This window comes from Bacillus sp. HY001 (genome assembly GCF_007558965.1).
GTDB classification, from domain to species: Bacteria; Bacillota; Bacilli; order Bacillales; family Bacillaceae_G; genus Bacillus_A; species Bacillus_A mobilis.
The window spans coordinates 14775-35389 of sequence record NZ_VLTE01000063.1 but is presented as its reverse complement, the minus strand read 5'-3'; the positions used below and the strand labels follow the sequence as shown (position 1 = coordinate 35389).

20 protein-coding genes are annotated in these 20615 nt (G+C 31.8%); 1 reads left to right on the top strand and 19 read right to left on the bottom strand.

From position 1 onward, the window contains the following. The 19 genes from FOT98_RS25065 to FOT98_RS24980 all read right to left on the bottom strand — a co-directional run. A partial coding sequence (locus tag FOT98_RS25065) for a hypothetical protein (RefSeq protein WP_144291172.1) occupies nucleotides 1-265 on the bottom strand: 265 nt, incomplete at its 3' end. A gap of 99 nt (nucleotides 266-364) precedes the next feature. Further along, nucleotides 365-877, bottom strand: coding sequence for a hypothetical protein (locus tag FOT98_RS25060; RefSeq protein WP_061114688.1), 513 nt, complete (start codon nucleotides 875-877; stop codon nucleotides 365-367). Between the two features lie 1217 nt (nucleotides 878-2094). Further along, nucleotides 2095-3279, bottom strand: coding sequence for a MarR family transcriptional regulator (locus tag FOT98_RS25055; RefSeq protein WP_061114686.1), 1185 nt, complete (start codon nucleotides 3277-3279; stop codon nucleotides 2095-2097). Nucleotides 3280-3694: 415 nt separating this feature from the next. Then, on the bottom strand, nucleotides 3695-4222 hold the full coding sequence (locus tag FOT98_RS25050) for a hypothetical protein (protein WP_061114685.1): 528 nt from the start codon (nucleotides 4220-4222) through the stop codon (nucleotides 3695-3697). Between the two features lie 37 nt (nucleotides 4223-4259). Then, nucleotides 4260-4847, bottom strand: a complete 588-nt coding sequence (locus tag FOT98_RS25045) for a hypothetical protein (RefSeq protein ID WP_061114684.1) — start codon at nucleotides 4845-4847, stop codon at nucleotides 4260-4262. Nucleotide 4848: 1 nt separating this feature from the next. After that, the gene (locus FOT98_RS25040; protein ID WP_061114683.1) at nucleotides 4849-5568 is read right to left on the bottom strand and encodes a hypothetical protein; all 720 of its coding nucleotides are present in this window, start codon (nucleotides 5566-5568) and stop codon (nucleotides 4849-4851) included. Nucleotides 5569-5593: 25 nt separating this feature from the next. Further along, nucleotides 5594-6325, bottom strand: coding sequence for a hypothetical protein (locus tag FOT98_RS25035; RefSeq protein WP_061654144.1), 732 nt, complete (start codon nucleotides 6323-6325; stop codon nucleotides 5594-5596). A gap of 17 nt (nucleotides 6326-6342) precedes the next feature. After that, nucleotides 6343-7857, bottom strand: a complete 1515-nt coding sequence (locus tag FOT98_RS25030; RefSeq protein ID WP_061114681.1) for a tyrosine-type recombinase/integrase — start codon at nucleotides 7855-7857, stop codon at nucleotides 6343-6345. Between the two features lie 255 nt (nucleotides 7858-8112). Further along, on the bottom strand, nucleotides 8113-8292 hold the full coding sequence (locus FOT98_RS25025) for a hypothetical protein (RefSeq protein ID WP_061114680.1): 180 nt from the start codon (nucleotides 8290-8292) through the stop codon (nucleotides 8113-8115). A 206-nt stretch (nucleotides 8293-8498) separates the two neighbouring features. Further along, on the bottom strand, nucleotides 8499-8630 hold the full coding sequence (locus FOT98_RS33055) for a hypothetical protein (protein WP_259652773.1): 132 nt from the start codon (nucleotides 8628-8630) through the stop codon (nucleotides 8499-8501). Between the two features lie 287 nt (nucleotides 8631-8917). Continuing rightward, nucleotides 8918-9241, bottom strand: a complete 324-nt coding sequence (locus FOT98_RS25020; RefSeq protein WP_061654145.1) for a hypothetical protein — start codon at nucleotides 9239-9241, stop codon at nucleotides 8918-8920. Between the two features lie 188 nt (nucleotides 9242-9429). After that, the gene (locus tag FOT98_RS25015) at nucleotides 9430-9633 is read right to left on the bottom strand and encodes a hypothetical protein (RefSeq protein WP_061654146.1); all 204 of its coding nucleotides are present in this window, start codon (nucleotides 9631-9633) and stop codon (nucleotides 9430-9432) included. Nucleotides 9634-9791: 158 nt separating this feature from the next. After that, a complete protein-coding gene (locus tag FOT98_RS25010) occupies nucleotides 9792-10424 on the bottom strand; it encodes a hypothetical protein (RefSeq protein ID WP_061654147.1) in 633 nt (210 codons plus the stop codon). Next, a complete protein-coding gene (locus FOT98_RS25005) occupies nucleotides 10424-11203 on the bottom strand; it encodes a ParA family protein (RefSeq protein WP_061654148.1) in 780 nt (259 codons plus the stop codon). Before FOT98_RS25005 ends, FOT98_RS25010 begins: the two co-directional genes overlap by 1 nt. Nucleotides 11204-12028: 825 nt before the next feature. Then, nucleotides 12029-13327 (bottom strand): hypothetical protein, encoded by a 1299-nt coding sequence (locus FOT98_RS25000; protein WP_061654137.1) that lies wholly within the window; start codon nucleotides 13325-13327, stop codon nucleotides 12029-12031. A 100-nt stretch (nucleotides 13328-13427) separates the two neighbouring features. Next, complete coding sequence (locus tag FOT98_RS24995) at nucleotides 13428-13712, bottom strand: hypothetical protein (protein ID WP_061654138.1); 285 nt, start codon at nucleotides 13710-13712, stop codon at nucleotides 13428-13430. Nucleotide 13713: 1 nt separating this feature from the next. Further along, nucleotides 13714-14034: a hypothetical protein gene (locus FOT98_RS24990; RefSeq protein WP_061654139.1), complete on the bottom strand. Its 321-nt coding sequence runs from the start codon at nucleotides 14032-14034 to the stop codon at nucleotides 13714-13716. A gap of 1612 nt (nucleotides 14035-15646) precedes the next feature. Beyond that, a complete protein-coding gene (locus tag FOT98_RS24985) occupies nucleotides 15647-17089 on the bottom strand; it encodes a tyrosine-type recombinase/integrase (RefSeq protein WP_061654140.1) in 1443 nt (480 codons plus the stop codon). A gap of 2082 nt (nucleotides 17090-19171) precedes the next feature. After that, nucleotides 19172-19450, bottom strand: a complete 279-nt coding sequence (locus FOT98_RS24980) for a hypothetical protein (protein WP_061114670.1) — start codon at nucleotides 19448-19450, stop codon at nucleotides 19172-19174. A 362-nt stretch (nucleotides 19451-19812) separates the two neighbouring features. Between FOT98_RS24980 and FOT98_RS24975 the strand changes: the two genes are divergently transcribed. Continuing rightward, complete coding sequence (locus tag FOT98_RS24975; protein ID WP_144291171.1) at nucleotides 19813-20568, top strand: hypothetical protein; 756 nt, start codon at nucleotides 19813-19815, stop codon at nucleotides 20566-20568. Nucleotides 20569-20615: the final 47 nt, after the last annotated feature.

Here is a 20615-nt window from a genome sequence, read left to right as displayed (position 1 = left end):
CATGATAGTTTTCTTCTAAATATTTATGTACGTTATATAAACTAATATCAAATTTTTCACGATCCAAACAAACCTCTTCTAAAAAAATAGTACGTTTCTTTTCTTCTTTTGCCATAGCAAAAAAATCATCTATTGTATCTTCATATGTATTTAGTTCCACTTTATAAGTATCCTCAAAAGTGGGTTCAATTTTGTTTATATCTACCACTTTAAAACCTTTTTTCGTTGCATACTGCTTAATATAACTTGAATCAAAAAATTTCATCTACTACACCTCCAATAAATAAAATGGAAGCATATATATACAGGTTTTTTTATGTTTGTGTATATTTTGTTTGAAAACGCATAAAAAAGAAGCCGAATATTATGATTCGACTTCTTCATATATAAAAATATCGTAACGATTAAGAAATTCCTCTACAAATTCTTCTGTGGTTTGTTTTGCAGCTATTGCTAATTGGTACCACTCTTCTTCATAAACAACCGTATATTGTATATTATTTTTAATGAACGTTAATGATTGATAACCAAAATTATCATTTTTATATGTTTCCAATTGGTTATTATATAAAATAATATCAAGTTCAAGAAACCCATATAAAATACTTTCTACTGTTAATACGATATTATGTTTTTCTTCTAAACATTTCATTGCATCATAAAAATAAAGCGTTTGATAAGCTTCTTCAAATGTTTTTGTTACATAAAAAGCATAATTAATATTTTCTTCTTTCATAATATAAAACAAATCATCTAAACCTCTTCCATCGTAATGTGATAACTCTATTATTTGATCTGTTTTAGGTAATTTATCTGTGCAAATGATTTTAATATTATTTTCATAGGATAAATCATACATTTTTTCACTAAACGACATATACATACACCTCCAATTGAAGTGTATATACACTATTTTTATAGTTTGTGTGTTTTTTTGTTTTGGAAATACCAAACAGGGTTTCACGATCTTGTTGAGCGGTAGCGGAGATAATTTTCATCTTTTAGGTTTTTGTATTTATGTATATATTATCTTTCCTGTGTTTACATTTATAACTTGAAATACTTGATACATAAGCATTTTTCGTATAAAAACCACTAAAAAAAGGGACAATTTCTCTTTTATAGTAAGAGGAATGTTTCATATTTTAGCAGTTTCAAAGAAATTGTTTTTCAAAAGGTCTGGAATTTATGATTCCAACATGTTTTAAGGTCCTAATGAGCGTTAGCGGAACTGGTTTTAATGTTTTTTCTTTTAATATTGTTATAGAAACAAAATAAAATGACGAAATAATTATTAGATGAAATCATATTTGTTAATTGCTGGGGGAAGCTAACTATTTTAATAATAAATTTTCACTTCTTACAAGCAAAGAACCTAATTAATTGATTCAAAGATCAAGATTGTTATTTTTGCCACTTCACTTTTTTTAAAAAATCGCTAAAAAAAGCTTGTGGTGTATTTGTCTGCAGATATAAATATTTTTAGAGGAAATAACAATATAAATGGAATTTCATAAATAAGGTGAATGTACATAAATAGGGGGAAAACATTATCTTGGATTTTTTACACAAAACCAAAACATCTATTATTGTTCAAAAAACAATAGTGTGAGAAGAAACAAATCTCCATTATAAATTTATTTTTTAATTAGGTTCGTGAGAATGTAATTAAAAAATAAATTGCAGCAAGCGGAAGCGCGCTAGTTGTCACCACACAATAAATGGCAAACGAACCTCATAAACAGTAAAATATGAATCAATTAATTAAAGCATATAATCATGTTCAAAAATCAAAAAACACTTTAAGATCAAAAGCAGAAAATTAATTAAACATCAATTACAGATTTTTAGACTACATGATTATATAAGAGTCCGAAAAATCAAGAATACTAGGGAGAGTAAGGAAAATTGAAAACCCAATGTCACATAAAACCCCCCCTTTTTTTAGGTCAATGTCACATAAAACCCCCCCTTTTTTTAGGTGATAAAAATTATCAATTAGGTTTTTATTTACCTCAATGTCACATAAAACCCCCCCTTTTTTTAGATAATGATTCTCAATTAAGTTTTTTTAAACAACAAAAAAACAAGGAATTAACCTTGTTTTTTTGTATTTTTCTTCTTATTCTTTTTTGATTTAGTAAAGTTAAACATTGTTGCAACAGCCTTGTACCAATCTGTTTCTTTCACATGAGGAGTTACAAATGCTAATTCGGGGTGCATAATCAATCGATTTTCCATACCTTCTATGCTTAATAAAGCCCCAGCTTTTTTCAACATATCAAAATACAAATCTAATTTTTGGCTTTGTTCTGTTTCTAAATCTTTCACTTTTTTTCCAGTGATTTTACGCCAAATATCTATTTTACTCATAAATTCCAAATGTCCTTCTCTTTGATAACTTTTATATTCTGACGCCATTACTTCGTGTACTGTTTCTCCTTCTTGGATCGCTACATCTGTCGGATTATGTACGAGGAAAAATGTTTGAAAGTGTATGTGTCCTAGTAAAACACCTAACAAAGACAATGGGAATATTTTTTTAACCTCTCTCGGTTCTCTTCTTTGTTCTTCTGCTAATTTGTTCTCTTCTTCCTGTGCAGTAATCATATATTCTGCTGTTTGTATTTTAATAGATTCGATAACTTCTTCCATTTTTGCTTCCATCACTTTGGAATTATATCCTTTAAAGTCTTTATTTCCTTTGAACCAAAATTCTTTTTTGATAATCAAATATTCATCTCTTTTAGAAGTTGTTGATTTTTCTTTTTCAGCAATCCCTAGTTTTATATATTTATTTATATATTTGCGGCCAGTCTCTCGGTGAACTCCCCAAATGGCATAAATATCACCAATCGTTAATAACTGTCCGTCTTTTTTGATTGGTTTTTCTCCATAGGGAACATAATGAATAATTTGCATCAGATAATGTAATTCGGCTTGTGTTAATTTTTCGAACATGACATTATATTCCTTTCCTGTTTGTACAAATGGTTCACGTTCCTTTGATAATTCATATAATCTTTGTGCTTTTTTTCTTTCTTGTTCTTTCTCCAACGCTTCTTTATCCGTTACAGATGAACCTTCTTTCAAAAGACCTGGAATATACCCTTCTGGTATTTCTCCTGTTTCATCGAACGGCTTAAAAGGTGGATTCTTTATTTCCTCTTCGATTTTGTTTTTACGAGGTCGTCCTCGTTTTTTACCTGTTACTTTCTCTTTCTTTTTTTCCTCAATACGTCGTTCTAATTCTTTTGATTGTCTAATTCTAATACTCATGTTAATTTCCCCTCTCTATTTGTAAGAGATAGGAATCCGAACTATCTATAATAATATAAATTTAATTTTGTCCCCAAAAAAGGAATTTAATTCTTCTTGACTAAAAGAATATAAAAATGTATATTCTTAGTAGAAATATTTAATAATTTTTGTTATTATTAAATATATAAACGTTGATTAAATTACGGTTGGGTTGTCTCAATCGGATTCAGAAGTCGGGAAAACTTCATTGAAACAATTTTATAGCTTTAAAGTAAAGTCACTGCTACCAACAGTGGCTTTTCTTCTTTTTACCTCATTTTTCACAAAAAATCCAGTCTTTCTTCTATATTTCTTCACTTTCTCACAAAAAACCTTTTTCTTTCTACTACTATTCTACTGATTCTAACAACATTTAGCAAATAAACCCAGCATTTTATTTGTCCCAATCCACTTGTGCGGCCTGTTCCCAAAGATCAATACACTTATGCTGGTACGCTTCTTGTAAAAATGCTTGATATTCCTCTGTGAAGTCTTTTTCTTTCCCTATCCAATTCCCAAAGAGTTTCAAAAAGAACTCTCCTCCTAAGTCTAATGTACGCATCGCTTGGATCGTTTCATCTTTTTGTTCAATTAAAAAGATGTTTAATCGATCACTTGCCAAATTTATCCCTTCATCATATAAACTGGGATCAAACGGCAGCTCTAAGAGTAAATCCTCGCGCGGATTATCGACCGCAAAGATTGGTAGAATGCAATTACCCTTTTCATATAAACGGAAACGAATTAAACCTTGTTTGATTTGGCGTTTTTCTTTCGATTTAATGTTGTGCAGGATAATGAATAAATACAATTCTCCTGTGTGTTTATCATATTCTAAAACACCACCTTGACCCATATTACGAAAATCTTTCATCCACTTCTCAGGTGCTTTTTCTCCTACTTTTAAAAGAATTTGTTCCATGATAAAACACTCCTTTTCTTATATGTTGTTATGTATTTCATTCGTTTTCTTTATCAACTTTTCGTAGTTCATACGAATCCACCTTTTTTTGCATTCTTGATTCTGTCATTTGTTCTAATCTTTCGTATGGTATACGGATCATAAAGAGGACTTTCTCATCGCCCCATTGTTCTTGATACACAAAAGGATAGAGTTCTTCTCTTTCTAATAATTCAATACGTTTTCTCACATACCAAGGGTACTCTTCATGTTCTTCAGCTACTCGATTTGAAGCATTATAAGTAAATTTAAGCATTGCATCTTCTGATTGGAAACGTTCTTCTTTAATCTCTTCATTTCGCTCTATTTGGTCAATTGCGAATTGTATTAACGTCCCTTTTTCCATACGCGTAATAGGAACTTTATCGATTAGAACATCATCTATATACAAAATATTGTTTAATCGTAAATATTCTTGTCCATCTTGAAGTTCAAAATAGGCTGTTTCACTATACCCACTACCATCTCCAACAAATACAGTAAGTGAAGAATTAATCGATACCTTCATTTCGATTTTTTTACCTTCCAATACCTTTTCTAAGGTTAATGAATGATATGGTTTTTGTGGCCCTAATGTATGTTTCATTTTAATTCCCCTCCTTTTTAAATATTAATTGTAGATATTGTTCCTTTTCTTTTCCTTCAATCACTTGTAGTACAGTCATATGATGTGCTAAGTCTTTTTCAGAATGAGAATGAAATTCTTGAATAAGGTCACCTTCTGTTGTGAGATATAGTTTTGAAGAAAATGAACCGTTCTTAAAACTTGCTTCTTCTTGTACTAGACAATCTAAATCCTCAGCATACACATATCCGTTTTTCTCATTTAAAATGATTCTATGGTGCGTTTTATCGCCATCATAGACACCAATTGAATCTTCCCAATCTGCATCGTTGAACAGAACGTTTTTATGATTCATTTCGTTTAAAAAATGTAAAACAAATGCATGTACTTCTTTCGGTAAGCAATCTGTACGTTCAAAATGATAGAAATTATTAATATGTACGTTTTCTAAAGCATTTTTAAATGTTGCATCACTTACTAACTCACGATATAACTCTTCTACATTCTCTTTTTCTAGTACATATGAAAAATCATTAATATGAAGAGCATCGTAATAAGAATCTTCATTTCCTGTAATCCAACTGATTGTATTGAACTCACAATCAGGTCGAATGAAAACAAAATCTTCAACATGTACACGTTTTTTCAATTTACTTCTTTCTACTCCGTAGAAAATCTGTTTTTTATCACTTTCTTTTTCGAAAAATTTCACGTTTGGATATATTTCACTTAAAAACTTCATGTTTATTTCCCCCTATTTTTATAAATTAATAAGAATGAGACCGAACAATTTCAATTTTTCCATCAGGTGCAATGTATTTAGTGATAAAATCTATACTACATTCTTCTGTTGGATCATTGCATGGTTCCATCCAGTGAGACAATTTCACTCTTTTTCCTGTTTCTCGTGCTTGTTTTTTCTTTTCTTCAAACTCTTTTTTATCTTTTTCTATACGTTCCTGTTTCTTTGTCTCGATGATTTCATTTTCTTTTTTTCTATTTTCTACTAATGTAAGTAACTGCTTATAAGTCATTGTAACGACATAATCAACACTATAATCTCCGTAGAAATCAACTTTTTCATATCCTTTTACATCTTTCTTTTCTAATTGCATAATTAAATCACGAATCGCTTTCGGAAGCTTTGAAACATTGAAATCATAACCAGTTGTATAGGTGAAGCGGATTTCACTTTCATCTGTAATTTCCCCAAATTCATCAACGATTCGTTGTTCTTTTTCTTGTTCTAAACGTATTTCTTCTTCTTTTATATAGTTTTGAATCACTTCTAATTGTTCTTCCGATATGCCGATCCCAGCAAATTTAATTTCCTTTGGTCTTGTTGTGTCATAGAAACGTAATCGTCCTTTTCCATCGATATAACTCATAATACGGTGTCCTTTGAATTCTACAAATAACGTAAAATCTTTTCGTATAAGAACAGCAATTTCGTTGATTTCTCCCTTGTTTTCTTTTGTAAAACGTAATAGTTCTTTCATTTGTATACCCCTTTTCTTTAATCAAATTTTGGCTCATGATCTTCTAGGTCTTCCGATACCTCTTTTAAGGAAGGTGTTGAATAACGTAAAATCATATCTGCTGTTTTATGACCACTGATTTTTTGAATACGATTGAGTGAGACTCCTTCATCCATCAGCTTTTTGATTAAACTGTGCCGAAGCTGGTGACTCGTGATATTCTTCTTTCTAAACACATCCATGATTGTATTTTTACTTACAATCTTATTTCGATTTGAAATGAATAAATAAGGTAAAGGTTTGAATCTTCTTTCGATATATTCATCAATTTTTTCCATGCGCATCATGTTAAGTTCCGCAAGTATAACGTTTTTTTCCATTGTCGATAAATTCTCTTTTTGTAACTTTTTTTGTATGCTTTCGTATTTGGCTATTTCTTTTTTGTTCATAATCATTTCGATGGTGAGTTTGGAACGATTGTTGATTTGATTGAAATACTCTTTTTGTTTTTCAATTTCCAAATCATTTTTTTGCCTGAAAGAAATATAATCTTTTAATAGTTTCGTAATGTCTTGTGATAAAGGGATTTTCCTTTCTATCTTTGTCTTTGTCTTGCGGATATGTACATAACGACTTTCGGTACGACTTCCCTCTAGATACAAGTCATCAATTTCTAAATCAACTACTTCACTTATCCTCATCCCAGTTGCGGCCATGAGCCTAAAGATCACCCAGTTGCGGAATAGATTACGCTGATTGCTCAAATTAGGAATGATTCGTTCGTCTTGATTCATTCTCGCTTCGTAAAATGCATTTCGAAACATTTCATTTAAAGTTCGCAACTTGTCTTCTTCCAGTGACCTTCCTTCTAGTTCCAGAACGCTTGGAATAGTCGGTAAATCGATTTTTTTCTTATCTAAAGGGTAATTATTGTATTTCGCATAACTTGCGATAGCTGCGTATATGCGGACAATATAATTTGCTGAAAACCTCTTTGGTTCTTTTATTTCTTTTAAATGTTCCACAAATCTACTAACTTCATTAGTACTGAAAATCGGAAATGTTTCTCTTTCATAAAAGAACAAGTAAGTGAAGAACTTCTGTAACGAATCCAAGTACGTTTTTGCAGTGTTTTTACTCTTTCCCATGAGTTCATTATCTGCATATTCTTTATGGCGTTTCTTTTCGTTCAAGAATCGGTAATATTCATCATTTTCGTACCAACACTCTTCAATTGTCTTTTCAATTTGCTCTTTGGTTTCCACTTTGTATTCCAATACTTTGTCATAGATAATGAAATCATTCACTCCTAATTCTTCTGTTAAGAACAATGCAGCATATGAGAAAATCAATTTCATTTCTAATTTTGTTTTTGCGAAATGATCATATGCCCATTTCATTCCCCAAGCATAATCCTCATCGCGTACAAATTTTACTTTCTGTATAATTTTTTCTCGCTTTGCTGTGATAACTAAATCGATAAAAACTTCTTTCTCATTACTACTGATTTGATCTAATTCTATTTTTTGATACTTCGTCATTTTCATTGTCATTTGTATTGCTCCCCTCGCATAAAAAATTCTATTCAATTTGTGAAGACTAACTTCTGTCTTTGGAAAAACAGTCGGTAGATAGAAATGCGATGATAACAAGGTTTTCATTTTTTGATTTTCTCGGTTCTTCTAACAAATTGAATAGAATTGTAATTCTGTTTCATTTGTAATATAGCGCGAAAAAAATAAGATGCAAGGCCCATATGAAAGTTTTTTAAAAACTTTTTACAAATCGTTGAAACTGCTGGTCGCAACTTATAGTAACCGTTTGATTTCTTGTTGAATTTGTTCTTTTATAAATAGAAGATCAGGTAGTTGCTTTGATTTGCAGAATCTAATTTCTTCTATTATAGAAGATAATCGTTTTTCTAACTTGCATCTATGTTTCCAATCGCGATAATCATCAAATAGCAATGCTTGTTGATATTCCTGCATGTATGTTCACATCCTCTTGTATTCGTCATTTATATATACACGAATACAAAACAGAATCCTTTTTTAATTTTCAAATAATAGTTATTACAGTAGAATACAGAAGAATATATTTTGTTCCAACCGACAAGCGAATCTTTCAAAACAATCATTGTTACAGTAAAAAAATTGATTCAACAAATTCAAGTCGTTGTTATCTTTCAAAACAATTACTTGTCATCCATTCTTTCACTTCTAATTTTCTTTAACTCCTGCTTTGCATCTTCAGCTGTTCTTTCACTTTCACTTTTGTTAAAAACTTCCGCAGCTTTTCCCCATCCTTCTACTTCTTCTTTTGACATAGTAACAACACCTTTCATTGTTTTCAAAACAACTACTGTTAAAGTAAAACTAAGTGTTCATAAGACAAGAGAATGACTTAGAAGATTTTCAAAACAAATATTGTTTAAGTAAAACTCGTAAAAGGACGTGATGGCAGGGAAGGAGCGACATTATTTCAAAACAATCATTATCTTACCTTATTTACAATGTATCGTCGTTAATTAGTATAATCAAGGGCCATCGTTATTATTTATTAAAAATAGATGGAACTAGCAACAAACTCCGTTTGGCTTGTCACAGTTGTTTTTTATAAATAATAGATAGCTTCAGCATCCCAAGAATCAGTTTCTTCTATATAATAGAAAGCAATTTCGAATGAACGTTGCACATGTTGTCTTACAATCTTTCTCCCAAAATCCCAAAGTTCTTTTGGCAACTTATATACTGTATTTTCATTTACACCTTCTACGATCATTACAGGAACTTGTTCTTCATCTACTAAAGTCATTGCTAAAACAGTATGTACTATTTTATCTTCCTCTTCTCCCCATCCGAATTCTCGGATTCTGTAAGCCTGGTGCGGTACTTTTACACCACAAATAATATCATTCTCTTCTAAAATATTACGCATGTCAAATACACCTCCATTTAAAATCATAAATTAATAACTTTATAATAGGAAGTTTTTGTAAAAAATCAACACTTTTGAGAAAATGAAGTTTTGGATTTTGAATGCACGTTGATATGACTGGATTTTTGAACAATTGCTTCCAAATTTGATCTACTGCATGTTGTAATTCCAATAAAAACTGTAATTCATTATGTAATTGGTAATCCAATACTACATACAAATAAACTTGTAACTAATGTTGTAACTTTACTTACAACTCTATTTGTAACTATTATTGGAGTTACAACTACAACTACAACTGTAAAAATAATTGTAATTCCATTTATTATTACTCTTACAAATAGAATTACAATAACACTTCTACTTATTATTCGTACAATAATTAGAATCATTGTACGAGTTCTTATTTTAATATGAAATAAATATACAATAAGACTTGTAATAACAGTTATAACAATGATTATGCCTATTACAACAGCTTTTCTTACACTTACAATATGACCTACAACAAAGGAGAATATCCTTCATTGCAGGTGCTTATGTAAGTATCTTACCAAAGATTTCTATCTTTCAATGCTTGTTTTAATAATTCGTTTACGAAACCACCAGTACCGCCTTTTGACTTCGGAATTTTTTTCCCAATCTTATCAATTTTATCAATAACTTCTTTATCTAAGAAATACGTTTTTGTTTGCTTTTTATTCGTTTTTATATCTTCTTCTAACCAACTCAAAACTGCATCTTTTTCTTCTGTTTTATTACCGTTTGGATCTTGTCCGCCTTTATTTTCTTGTGTCACTTTTTCTTCCCCCTCATCGTTGTTTCCACTTGAATTTGTTGTTGACTCACCTTCATTGTTGTCTTCATTATTTCCACTTTCATCATCTTTTAAATCAACATTTTCCGTACTTTCTACCACTTCATCTTGTACCTGTTCTTCTGTAACAGGTGTTTCTGTTTCAGCTACAACTGGTTCTTCTGTTTTCGCCTCAACAGTTGCTTCTTCTGTTGTTTGTGTTACTTCTTGCTTTACTCCTTCATTTTCAGTAGAAGGAGTTTGTTTGTCTTTTTTTCCAGCAACCTGATCAAATCCCATAATCGGTTGTTGCGGTTCTTTTTTCTTTCTTCCTCTCTGTGTACCTTTTGTATCTTTTGTAGGAAACTTATCTGGACTGAAACTCATTATAGACCCAACTCCTTCACCAATTTAAAGTAATCTTGCACAACATCATCTTTTGATTTTTTATCTACCAACGTAAGAGGTAATCGATTTTTTGCTAAAGCATCCGCATATTTAATCGTTTCTTTCACTACGTTTTTGGTAATTTTAATTCCTCTTGTATTGCAGAATTGTTGGCATAGATTTAAAGTTTCATTGTGAATTGAAGTGTTTAATTTTACTTTTGTCGGAACGACAGCAAGAATATTTAATTTTTCATTACGAGTTTTAAAGTTTTCTATCGCTTCAATCGTTTTAATGATGGATCGGATGTTATAAGTTTCAGGATGGAACGGTACAATTACAGAATCGACTGCCATCAAAACATTCGCAACAATTATCCCCATGTTTGGAGGCGTGTCCACCAAAATTACATCAAATTCTTCTCGAATTTCTTCTATTTTTTCTTTGAATAATTCTAAATAGTTCGGGTACATATCTTGGTTATCTAACACTCGCATATCAAAATAAGCAAGGTTTTCATTCGCTGGTAAGACATATATATTTTTATGAACGTTTACGATCGCATCTCGGATCGGAAAATCCTCTGTAAGAACTTCAAATAATGTATTCTCATACTCATCTGGATTTTCCCCAAACGTTAACATTACATTCGCTTGATTATCTGTATCTACAATTAAAACTTTTTTACCTTCTTTAGATAAAACGCCCGCCAAATTTGTTGTCAGGCTTGTCTTTAAAATGCCACCCTTATTGCTTGATACCGCTATGATTTTACCCATATTATCCACTCTCCTCTTGTTATAATAAGTATACTCCAAACTTGAACTCCAATTCAAGTGATGATTGTAAATAAAGTTACAATTTTTCTTACAATCAGAGTTGTATCTATTGTTCCAACTCTTCTTATAACTATTTCTACAACTATATTTACAATACTTCTTTTAATTACAATTTTTATTGTAATTATTATTGTAGTTGTAATTACAATTACAACTACAACTAATGTTACAACATGACTTACAACATTAGTTGGAGGTCATATAGTATATTGTGTTATAACTCCAATTAATCCTTTAATTATTTTTACAATTTTAATAATAATTTTATTTGTAACTACAACACCATGAAATCACACTTTTTCAGAAATGAAAATATGTAAAAATATGTAAGTGTAAAAGAATGATAGTTTCGCAGTTGCCAAAAATAACAACTACGAAATAAAGACGAATCAGTTTCTTCTATATAACAAGGAAGATAAAAAAGATTACTTTCCACCATTGACGCTAAAATTTTCGACGTACACCCTAAACCGCCAGGAACCGCAGCTTAAAGGACAAGACTGCGGTATTCCCAGCGAGGGTAAAGCACGTCTGTTTAGCATAAATGGCCGCAAGCTTTCCAAGTAATTTTTTTATGCCATAATTGAAATTTACCCCAATATTAAAAAACAAGATCATCACAAACGAACGAGAATACCGTTTATTTGAACGTTTTTATTTTCTGGAAGGGTAACACCTATGACGAAAAACATGGATTTGTCGTATAGTCTGATAGTAAAGAAAAGTAAAGTAACATAAAGTAAAGTAAAAAAAGAGATACATTTCTTAGAAATATATCTCCCTTTTGGAATGTTTGATTGCTTCGATTTTTTCCTGTTTCTTTGATTCTCTATATGCTGTTTTTTCCTTATCTGTTTTGAAGAACATATCTGTATCGAGGGCTGACGCTCCTAGCTTTCCTTCCAATGCATTTCGCAATAATGTATTAGGCTGCATGTTATTCACTTTCTTTTTGATTTCTTCCTTATGTTTTATACCTTTCTTCATTTCTTCTATTCTCTTTAGCTTCTCTTCCAACTTTTCTGTTTTGGACAGAGAAGGTTTGCTCGTTTCCATTTCTCTGATCTCTTTCCCGATTCCCGAATTTTTCAACGTTTCCTTGTGAGAAGAGCTGTAGTTTTCTAAGCGGCCAGCCCAAAATGCTTTCTCTTGTAAATCTTTCGTTTGTTCGATTTTTTGATAATAACTTGCAATGTCTGTTTTTACTATTTCGAATCTCTCTGAATATTCATTTTGAAATTCTTTTACATCGCCATTTTTGACCGCATCTTTGATACCCATCTTCTTCCCTTTATCTGTATCATTCACATAATCATATGTAGCACAATATTCACTATTTTTGTACGCTTTATTTTTAGATAACAATTCTTTTTCTTCTTTAAGAAGAGAAGAAACTTTTTTTACTTCTTCTAATTTTTTTCCTTCCACATATCCGCTTTCCATCAAATCTTCATAGAATTTTTGTACATTTTGCAATTCATTTTCATGTACGACACGCTCCTGGAATATCTTTTTTCCATTTTCTTTTTCGAATCGTTGTGAATATACAACTTTCTCTGGTTGTTGTCGTTGTTTCAGTTGTTCTGCTTGTTGTTTTTTGAATTGTTGAATTGCATTTCCCATTCCATTCGCTTGTGCATGTGCTTGTCTTTGTTGTTGAACCTGTTTTTGTGGTTGCGCTTGTTTTTGTTGCATTTGTTCCTTTTTTTGTTGTGCAAAATATTCTGTTTGTATAATATTATTTTGTTTTTGGGATTGTTGTTGTACCTGTTGTGGTTGTTGTGTAAATTGATTGAACTTTGCGTTGTATTTTGTAGGCGGATCAATATTCATAGATTTTTGTTTCGTCAATTGTTTCTCTGCATGGTGCTTTCTTGCTTTCTTAGTAAAATATTTAATAGCTTGATAGCTAAACTTCGTACTATATTTCGCTATCTTAAATGTTGTTTTAAACGCATGTTTCGTCAACTCTTTTCCTATTGTATATGCATCATTTAAAACTCTCTTTGTCAAAGAAGCGGTGATGTCGATAATTTCATTCGCTATTTTTTTGCCGATTCCCATAATATCACCTCCAAATGTAATAGTTATTTACCGTTCTCACAACGAAGTATACACATTATTCCTATATTACAAGAAAAAAACACCTAAATAGGTGTTTTTTTTAAGCTTCTAGTATTAAACAAAAGTAGACATAGATGTCATTAAAATATTTAAAAGTGTCAAACAACGCTTCTAATTCCACGTTAATGTAACCTCGTTGACCGACTTGATCTTCCCAAGCCGCCAAAAAATGTGCAATGGCATTGCCGAAAATGTTTACATCATTTCCGAACAATTGTATTAATTCTTGTTCTGGTGCAATATCAAATTCATCAATTGCAATCACAGCATGTTGCGCAAAAACATCTCTTAATCCATCGAAAATCATTTCACTTTTTTCAGCCATTTTATTCATCCTCCTTACAAAACTCCGCCCAGTTTTGAAAATAAATAATTACATCTTCTACAAACGTAAATAATTGAAATTCTTCTCGTAGCTCGTACCCGATTTCTGCATCAATTATACCCAACGTATTACAAATCGCTCGCCAAGATTCTAGCAAAGAAATTCCAAGTCTGTTCGCTTGTTCATCTTCTCCTGTTTGCGATGGAAACAAATCAATAATTTTCGTATCAGATGCAATATCATCCACCTCAAATCCTTGGTTGTTATGACGGATAAAACCCCATAATACCTCTTTTATGACTATATCCCTTACGGAATCCATGCCATTCACCTTCTTTTCTTTTAAATGGAATTATCATTGTAATTATAATCACACCTATAATAGTTACTTCTATTATATTTGTAACTTTTCCTTTAATTCTTATTATAATTGTAATTACTATTGTAACTTTAGCAACAACTATTATTATTTTTACAACATTACTTCATATTGTTATTGTAATTGTAACTCCAATTGTAGTTGTAAGTAATGTTGTAACATTACTTACAACAATTATAATAATTATAACAACAATAAAAATTACAATTATTTTTTTGTTGTAATTACAAGATGAAACATTTCATTTTTTTGCCCGATTCGGTCAAAACGCTTGCTATCAAAGAGATTTCAAAATCGCCAAATTTCATTTTTCGGGAAGTGATAATTTTTACATTTTTTTACAATATGAATAACGGTTTTTTCTATTCTTTTTTTACCACTAAATCGTAAAAGGTAAATGTTTTTCGATAAAAAAAGACTGCACCTGTGGTGCAGCATCCAGAATTGAACCAAAAAGGAATAAACAAAATGAAACTAAAAAAGAAAAAAATTATCAATAACAAATTATGAAATTGGAAAACTTTTCTTCTTTTCTCCTCAACTATAGCGCGCTTCAGCAGTTATGTACAAGAAAAACCTGGCACCTACGCGGTGCAGCGAAAAAGATGTTTCGATCGTCTTTCAAGAGTCCTTTAAGATGTATCAAGATTTAAAAGCAAACGGGCAGAGGAGTTCGTTTGACAACGAACTCCTCGATGAAAAAATGAAACTAGAGTAAACTCTAGAAAACAACAACGTACTATATACATATATTCATACCGTTTGTCCTTTGTGTGTATAAAAAAAGATACGTTTGGGAACGTATCTTTCCCCTTATAACAAGGGATTTTGCTTAGTTTAAATATAAGTTTTGGAGGTTCTTATATTATGATTAAAAGCAAATATTAGGAAATAATTAATGGAAGTTTCATCTCATTATTAAAACATTTAACAATATATTAAAGAAACAGGATGTTTCTAGTATCTCAAGTAGAAAGTAACCTTGTCACTTTCTACAAAGGAATATATAGCAATTTATTTTTTTTGCAAGAAAAAAACGTACTTTTCAGTACGTTTTTTAGTCTTTTTCAGTGTGACCACCACCCCAGTGCACTCTCTAATCCTCCTAATTGAAGAAAAGCGAATCAACATCCCTTTTGGAAGGGGATAGACGTCCATAGCAAACTACGGTTACATACACCTGTACGTTGCACCCTTGATTCATAGAGACTATGAATCCATATGCATGTCTTTATTATAATGATAGATTTCTCTTTGTGTATTTTTTGTTCATTTTTTTAGTTATTATACAAAATTTCATACAACAACTCAGCATAAAATCTGATCACATCCCATGTTTCTTCCATGTAAATCGCTACTTTACATGCGTCCCTAAAGGAACTGCTCTATGTTTCCATAGAAGTTGAGACTATATCATCATCCTATATAAAACATAGGATGCTCTGCTTTTCCACTCGCTTGAGTGTACTCCTTTTCAGGATAGTCGTTAGGCATTTATCCACTTTTTGTGGAATTTAGCACGGTAGATTGTCTCAATAATTGAGAGTTCCCCCGTTTAACAGAGTGATCGATACACATTACTGTGTAAAGGGGCAGATTCTACCCTTTGGTGACCAATACTTAAGCTGACTAAGAAGAAAATTAACTCTTTTTCTTGTGGATCTCTCCAATCTTTTGTACGTCTGATACCCTCAGGATTCTTTTTAGATGGTTTTTCAACCCAATTGATTCGATCTCGTAACGTTTCTAATTTTTTCTCCAGATTTGGATATTTTCTTTCATTAATTTGTGCTTTCGTCTTCCCAGCAAGCTTCTCCTTACGAACACGTTCTTTTTCTTCTTTTCGTAAACGTTTGTTTTCTGCTAATTTTTCATTTACCTCTTGTTTTAACTCATCTAACGTGAACTTTTTATAGTAATCTACGCGTGATTGTGCGTAATATTTTCGTAGAGAATGCATACTGAACGTTTTATCTGCATCATTCACGCCAGCGCGGTCCGCACAAGTTCGTATCATGCGACCAATCCTCTCCTGAACAGCTTGATCACTCATGATTTCTCCACCTTTTATATAATTCCCGTCTTTGTCTCTCTTTACTTCCGTACGAAATTCGAAAATCTTCTTGTTTGGGTTTGTGTTATCAGGACTATTGTATAAGTCTTGCAATATTTGTCTTGCTTGATCATCATGATTCGGTAACGAATACGAGTTATGACGGTGATGACCACCTTTTCCTTGCGTATGAAGTGATTTCCCTTTCTCCAGAATGTCTCCATAGGTCATAGAAATAGCTTCACTCACACGGAGTCCTAGAGCTGCACACAGGTCTATCATTTTTAATAGTTGTTCCTTGTGCGATTGGCTATATCTACTCTTCATGACTTCTTCTTTTACTTTTTGGATTTCTTCGAATGTTGCTTTTTTGGTTGTAGAGTCTTTTGCTCTACGAATCCAGTCTCTATCCTGGTGATCCTCTTTCACCGTCCAAGCTGAATCGTCCGCATTCCTTATTAATAACGAAGGTTTCACTCGGAACAGGGTTTCATCCCTATTTATGACCGTCTGTGTGTAGCCCAGCGCGGCAATGTAGGCACTTGCAGTGTAATTGTTGGAGTAGGTTTCGTAGATGTGGTTTGAAATGTCTTCTTGTGTGATTGCGAATATATTTTTTTTCGTTTTCAAATGGATGTCCGTCAACACTTTAATCGTTTTTGTTTCGTAATTTTTCCTTGTTGAAAATGCCATATTCTCACCATCTATGCAAATGTTACTCTCCTTTCCTACGGTGTGTATTTTGACCGCCCATTCCCTTATTTTTTCGACTTCTCGTATTTCTTCCCGCGAAGCATTCTCCAATCCATATTTCTTGAGTTGTGGAATCGATAATTTAAACTTTGCCTTTCGCTTTTGTTTCTCTTTTTCTACTTTCTTTTTCTTTTTTTCACCACGTTCAGGTGGTTTTCTCTTCTTCTTATTCTTTTTTGGTTTCGTACTCATATCCATCACCCCTTTCTAAAATGAGTTCGCCGACTTCAGTTAAAACGCGTTTTAACTGAACTGTGCCGTACTGTGGCACAGCAGCCCAAAAGATTTTAATTTGATTTCGAAAAAAACATGAAAAGATAAAAACATAAGACATAAAAAACGGAAATGCAAAGATGGAAAGATAAAGATTAAAAGATGGAAAGAAGACGATCGGAAAAGATGAAATGAAAAAGCGGAAGAGCATTTCGAGCTTAGTAAATTCTAACTCACCACAAGGGTTCCTAAGATTTACTAGTTCGAAACTAAAGCATTTTTGTACGTTAATAAACTCTAAGTCACTTTGTTCCTAAGATTTTATTACAACAAAAACTCGCCCAGCTTACTTCATCTAAGGGGAGATGAAACTTTTCCCCTAAGATTCCGATTGAGCTGGTTATATTGCTCTTAACAAAATTCGCGTTAAGAAGCAGATATAACCGCTCAATCTCCCGTCGTATCAATGTTTTATGACCATCTACTTTTTTCACCCCATCTTCGAACGCGTTCGAAGACGTGCCGAAAAAACCATTTTTTATGCCTTTTTTGCACTTCCGAACGCGTTCGGAACCACAAAAAAATCATAAAAAATTAGTCGATGGTCAAAAACATTTAATAGTGTAATCCGTAATTTTTGTTCTCGTATCGAAAACCATAAATCCATTTACGAATTTCTCTATTTATATTTTTGTCACGTTAACGAATTTGGCTGAATTCATTTTTGTCCGTAGACGAGGATCATCTCCCCCCAAGGATTATCGTCCTTGATGCGTAAGTTCACAAATGAAAATCACGTCTTGTGTAACTTGTGTCAGTCATTATCCGCAGACAACAACCCATCCATTTTTTAACGAGGACTAATGCAGCCGTGAAACCACATCAGGCGAGTTCTGGCAACCTCCATAACTCTTTTTCAACCAAAAACTATATTACTTAATTACTCATTTACTACTAACAACATATTTCCATTATGTTTATCCTTGGTGCTAATGTTATTGCTTATTTTCTTCCTCCCATTCTGATTAAAAATCAATGTTTGTTTTCTTTTTGTCACTATCATCCTCCATTTCATCGATTAAATTTTTTTGTACAGTATTCACTTTATGCTTAAATTCAAATCTTATGATGCTTTAAACATAAAAAAATACATGAGATTTCACTTTTCTAAAGCGTCCTTTAGTTGAAGCATCCTTCAAAATCCTCATGTTTCTTCCTCCTTGATTTAGTTTTTTTGTATTGGCGGTACCCCTATTGCTGGTATTACTGATAAAACTGATATTGCGGTATTTCTTAAAGAATCTCTAATACATAGAATCTCTCCTTCATAATAATGTTTTCTTTTTGTTAGTTTTTCTGAAATATCTGTCTCAATGACAGAAGTTTCAATCGATATACTGTCATCGTTTGTTCTTGGTATTGCTGATAAAAAATTGACTTTGCCTACCACAGCTCAGTCGAATCGTAGAACGGTGCCACCCATATGTTCTACAAAAAGTAATAAAAAAGTTATAGCATCATGATAACGCGGATTTTTGATTTGTGTAAAAAAACACTGTCATAGCAATAGTTGTATAAATGTCGTATTAACAAAACTCGAATTTCGTACGCTAAGAGCATCAGATTTTGCTTATTTAGAGTTTATATGTCAAGCCAAAAATCAAAAAAGGCTTATCTAGTTATATACACTTTTTTGTACCATGCATAAACAATGTACAACCGCCTACTTGGTAAATTTACTTATAACAGAGTAATTGAAAGGGGACATAATGAACTATTCATTTAACAAATCTGATGGATTAATCCCTTTTACAAAGAACTGCAAGTGCTCAAAAATAGCTAGTAGGAACTCTTGCAATTCAATTAACATAAAAAAGCACTCATTTCGAGTACTTTGGTATTTTCTCAACAAATAATATAGATAAATATGGTAAAATGATAGTTGGATGGGAATCCAATACATACTATTATTAAAATTAAAGTGGTTATCAAGTCGAAGAAAAGACACTCGTAGGAGTGCCTTTTCTTTATGGTGACTCCTTATATATTTTTAATAAGTTATTAAGGATTTCCATCATAGTCCCCAGTAATTTCTATTTCTGCATCAAATACTACTTCATCTTGTTCCGAATCTTCAGGATCAATATATGTCCTGCACTTAGCATAGAGCCATATGTTCATTGGACGGTTATTGACGATTTCGACCTCATCAAAATCAAAATCGGCATTCCTTCGCAAGTAATCTTCGATAATTTCCTGGAGGTCTTCCTCATTAATCTCCAATTTTCGTTCAACGAAATGTTCACTACTGTAGTGTTTTATCGGATACACGTTACGCATTACTATAAATTCCACCTTTCCTTTCTAAAATTTTTTCATACGGTCATAATGAGAAGTTTATTTTACCAAACACATAAATTCGACAAAAAAGGGGTTTTTTACCCTAAAACATCCATTTGCCATTTGTGGCTCCAAAAAGAAGGAATCGTTGCCGTACCTCTAAAAACTCGTCTTCATTCCAATTCTTTTTCATTGACTCTCCCTCTAATCTGTGTGGTTTACTACTAGTATAATTTCAACCACAGCGAACCATCAAGAAAACTAAAAAAATTACTACAATTAACCTTGGTATTAAGTTGGTAATCTATATGATAAATTGATAACATAAAATTATAATATATAATGTTTGAATAAAGGAGAATATGATGAAGCGTTGGAGAAACTTATGGATTGTTATATGCTTTTTGGTTTTTGCTTTTATAATCGCTGTGTATATGAATACTGAACATTCTAGTACAAGTAATGAATCTTCTTTTAAAAATGAAAATAATGAAGTCTCACGGTGGTATTCCCGTTCTCCAAAAACTATTTTAACTGATGCTGATGCAGAAACTAATATTAATAACATGAAAGCAATCCAAAAATCTGGTTGGAAATTATTGATACAAGACGGACAACCCGTTAGTTTTAATGGAAATGCGTCGGGCCGTAATGAAACTATGGAGAAATCAGCTATCAATTTAATCAATGGTGGTTATGAAATATTATTAGATAACGATGGAAACATAGTAGATATTAAGCTTAATAAAGATGCGGAACAATTACTGGCAAAACAACAAAAGCAAATACAAAATCAACAAGATCAAGAAAAACAAAACCAAGAACAAAATGAACATGATCGTCAATATAGTATTATCCAAAATAATATAGACGATATTCATCGATATGTAGGGAATGGCTACCGTTTTAAGATGAGTAATGATGAAGATGGAACTGTTATCACCTGGAACATTCATAATAAAAGCGATAACTCACCAGGATTAGAGTATAGCATAAACAAATTAATAAACATGGGTATTTCAGTAAAATCGGATAATGAGGGGAAAATTACTGGATTCACATTTAATCAAACAGATTTTTATGAAGACAAATTTAATTTATATGATATGACAAAGTAGATTGCTATTATTTTTACAAAATAGGGTGTACAAAGTGTTGACGGAAT

Bases quoted from the DNA above. Each gene is read 5' to 3' on its own strand.
- FOT98_RS25030 (WP_061114681.1), bottom strand. From the start codon at position 7,857: ATGACAATGAAAATGACGAAGTATCAAAAAATAGAATTAGATCAAATC.
- FOT98_RS25025 (WP_061114680.1), bottom strand. From the start codon at position 8,292: ATGCAGGAATATCAACAAGCATTGCTATTTGATGATTATCGCGATTGG.
- FOT98_RS25000 (WP_061654137.1), bottom strand. From the start codon at position 13,327: ATGGGAATCGGCAAAAAAATAGCGAATGAAATTATCGACATCACCGCT.
- FOT98_RS25010 (WP_061654147.1), bottom strand. From the start codon at position 10,424: ATGAGTTTCAGTCCAGATAAGTTTCCTACAAAAGATACAAAAGGTACA.
- FOT98_RS24995 (WP_061654138.1), bottom strand. From the start codon at position 13,712: ATGGCTGAAAAAAGTGAAATGATTTTCGATGGATTAAGAGATGTTTTT.
- FOT98_RS25050 (WP_061114685.1), bottom strand. From the start codon at position 4,222: ATGGAACAAATTCTTTTAAAAGTAGGAGAAAAAGCACCTGAGAAGTGG.
- FOT98_RS25005 (WP_061654148.1), bottom strand. From the start codon at position 11,203: ATGGGTAAAATCATAGCGGTATCAAGCAATAAGGGTGGCATTTTAAAG.
- FOT98_RS24985 (WP_061654140.1), bottom strand. From the start codon at position 17,089: ATGAGTACGAAACCAAAAAAGAATAAGAAGAAGAGAAAACCACCTGAA.
- FOT98_RS25015 (WP_061654146.1), bottom strand. From the start codon at position 9,633: ATGATTCTAATTATTGTACGAATAATAAGTAGAAGTGTTATTGTAATT.
- FOT98_RS25040 (WP_061114683.1), bottom strand. From the start codon at position 5,568: ATGAAGTTTTTAAGTGAAATATATCCAAACGTGAAATTTTTCGAAAAA.
- FOT98_RS33055 (WP_259652773.1), bottom strand. From the start codon at position 8,630: ATGTCAAAAGAAGAAGTAGAAGGATGGGGAAAAGCTGCGGAAGTTTTT.
- FOT98_RS25060 (WP_061114688.1), bottom strand. From the start codon at position 877: ATGTCGTTTAGTGAAAAAATGTATGATTTATCCTATGAAAATAATATT.
- FOT98_RS25045 (WP_061114684.1), bottom strand. From the start codon at position 4,847: ATGAAACATACATTAGGGCCACAAAAACCATATCATTCATTAACCTTA.
- FOT98_RS24990 (WP_061654139.1), bottom strand. From the start codon at position 14,034: ATGGATTCCGTAAGGGATATAGTCATAAAAGAGGTATTATGGGGTTTT.
- FOT98_RS25035 (WP_061654144.1), bottom strand. From the start codon at position 6,325: ATGAAAGAACTATTACGTTTTACAAAAGAAAACAAGGGAGAAATCAAC.
- FOT98_RS25055 (WP_061114686.1), bottom strand. From the start codon at position 3,279: ATGAGTATTAGAATTAGACAATCAAAAGAATTAGAACGACGTATTGAG.
- FOT98_RS24980 (WP_061114670.1), bottom strand. From the start codon at position 19,450: ATGCGTAACGTGTATCCGATAAAACACTACAGTAGTGAACATTTCGTT.
- FOT98_RS25020 (WP_061654145.1), bottom strand. From the start codon at position 9,241: ATGCGTAATATTTTAGAAGAGAATGATATTATTTGTGGTGTAAAAGTA.
- FOT98_RS24975 (WP_144291171.1), top strand. From the start codon at position 19,813: ATGATGAAGCGTTGGAGAAACTTATGGATTGTTATATGCTTTTTGGTT.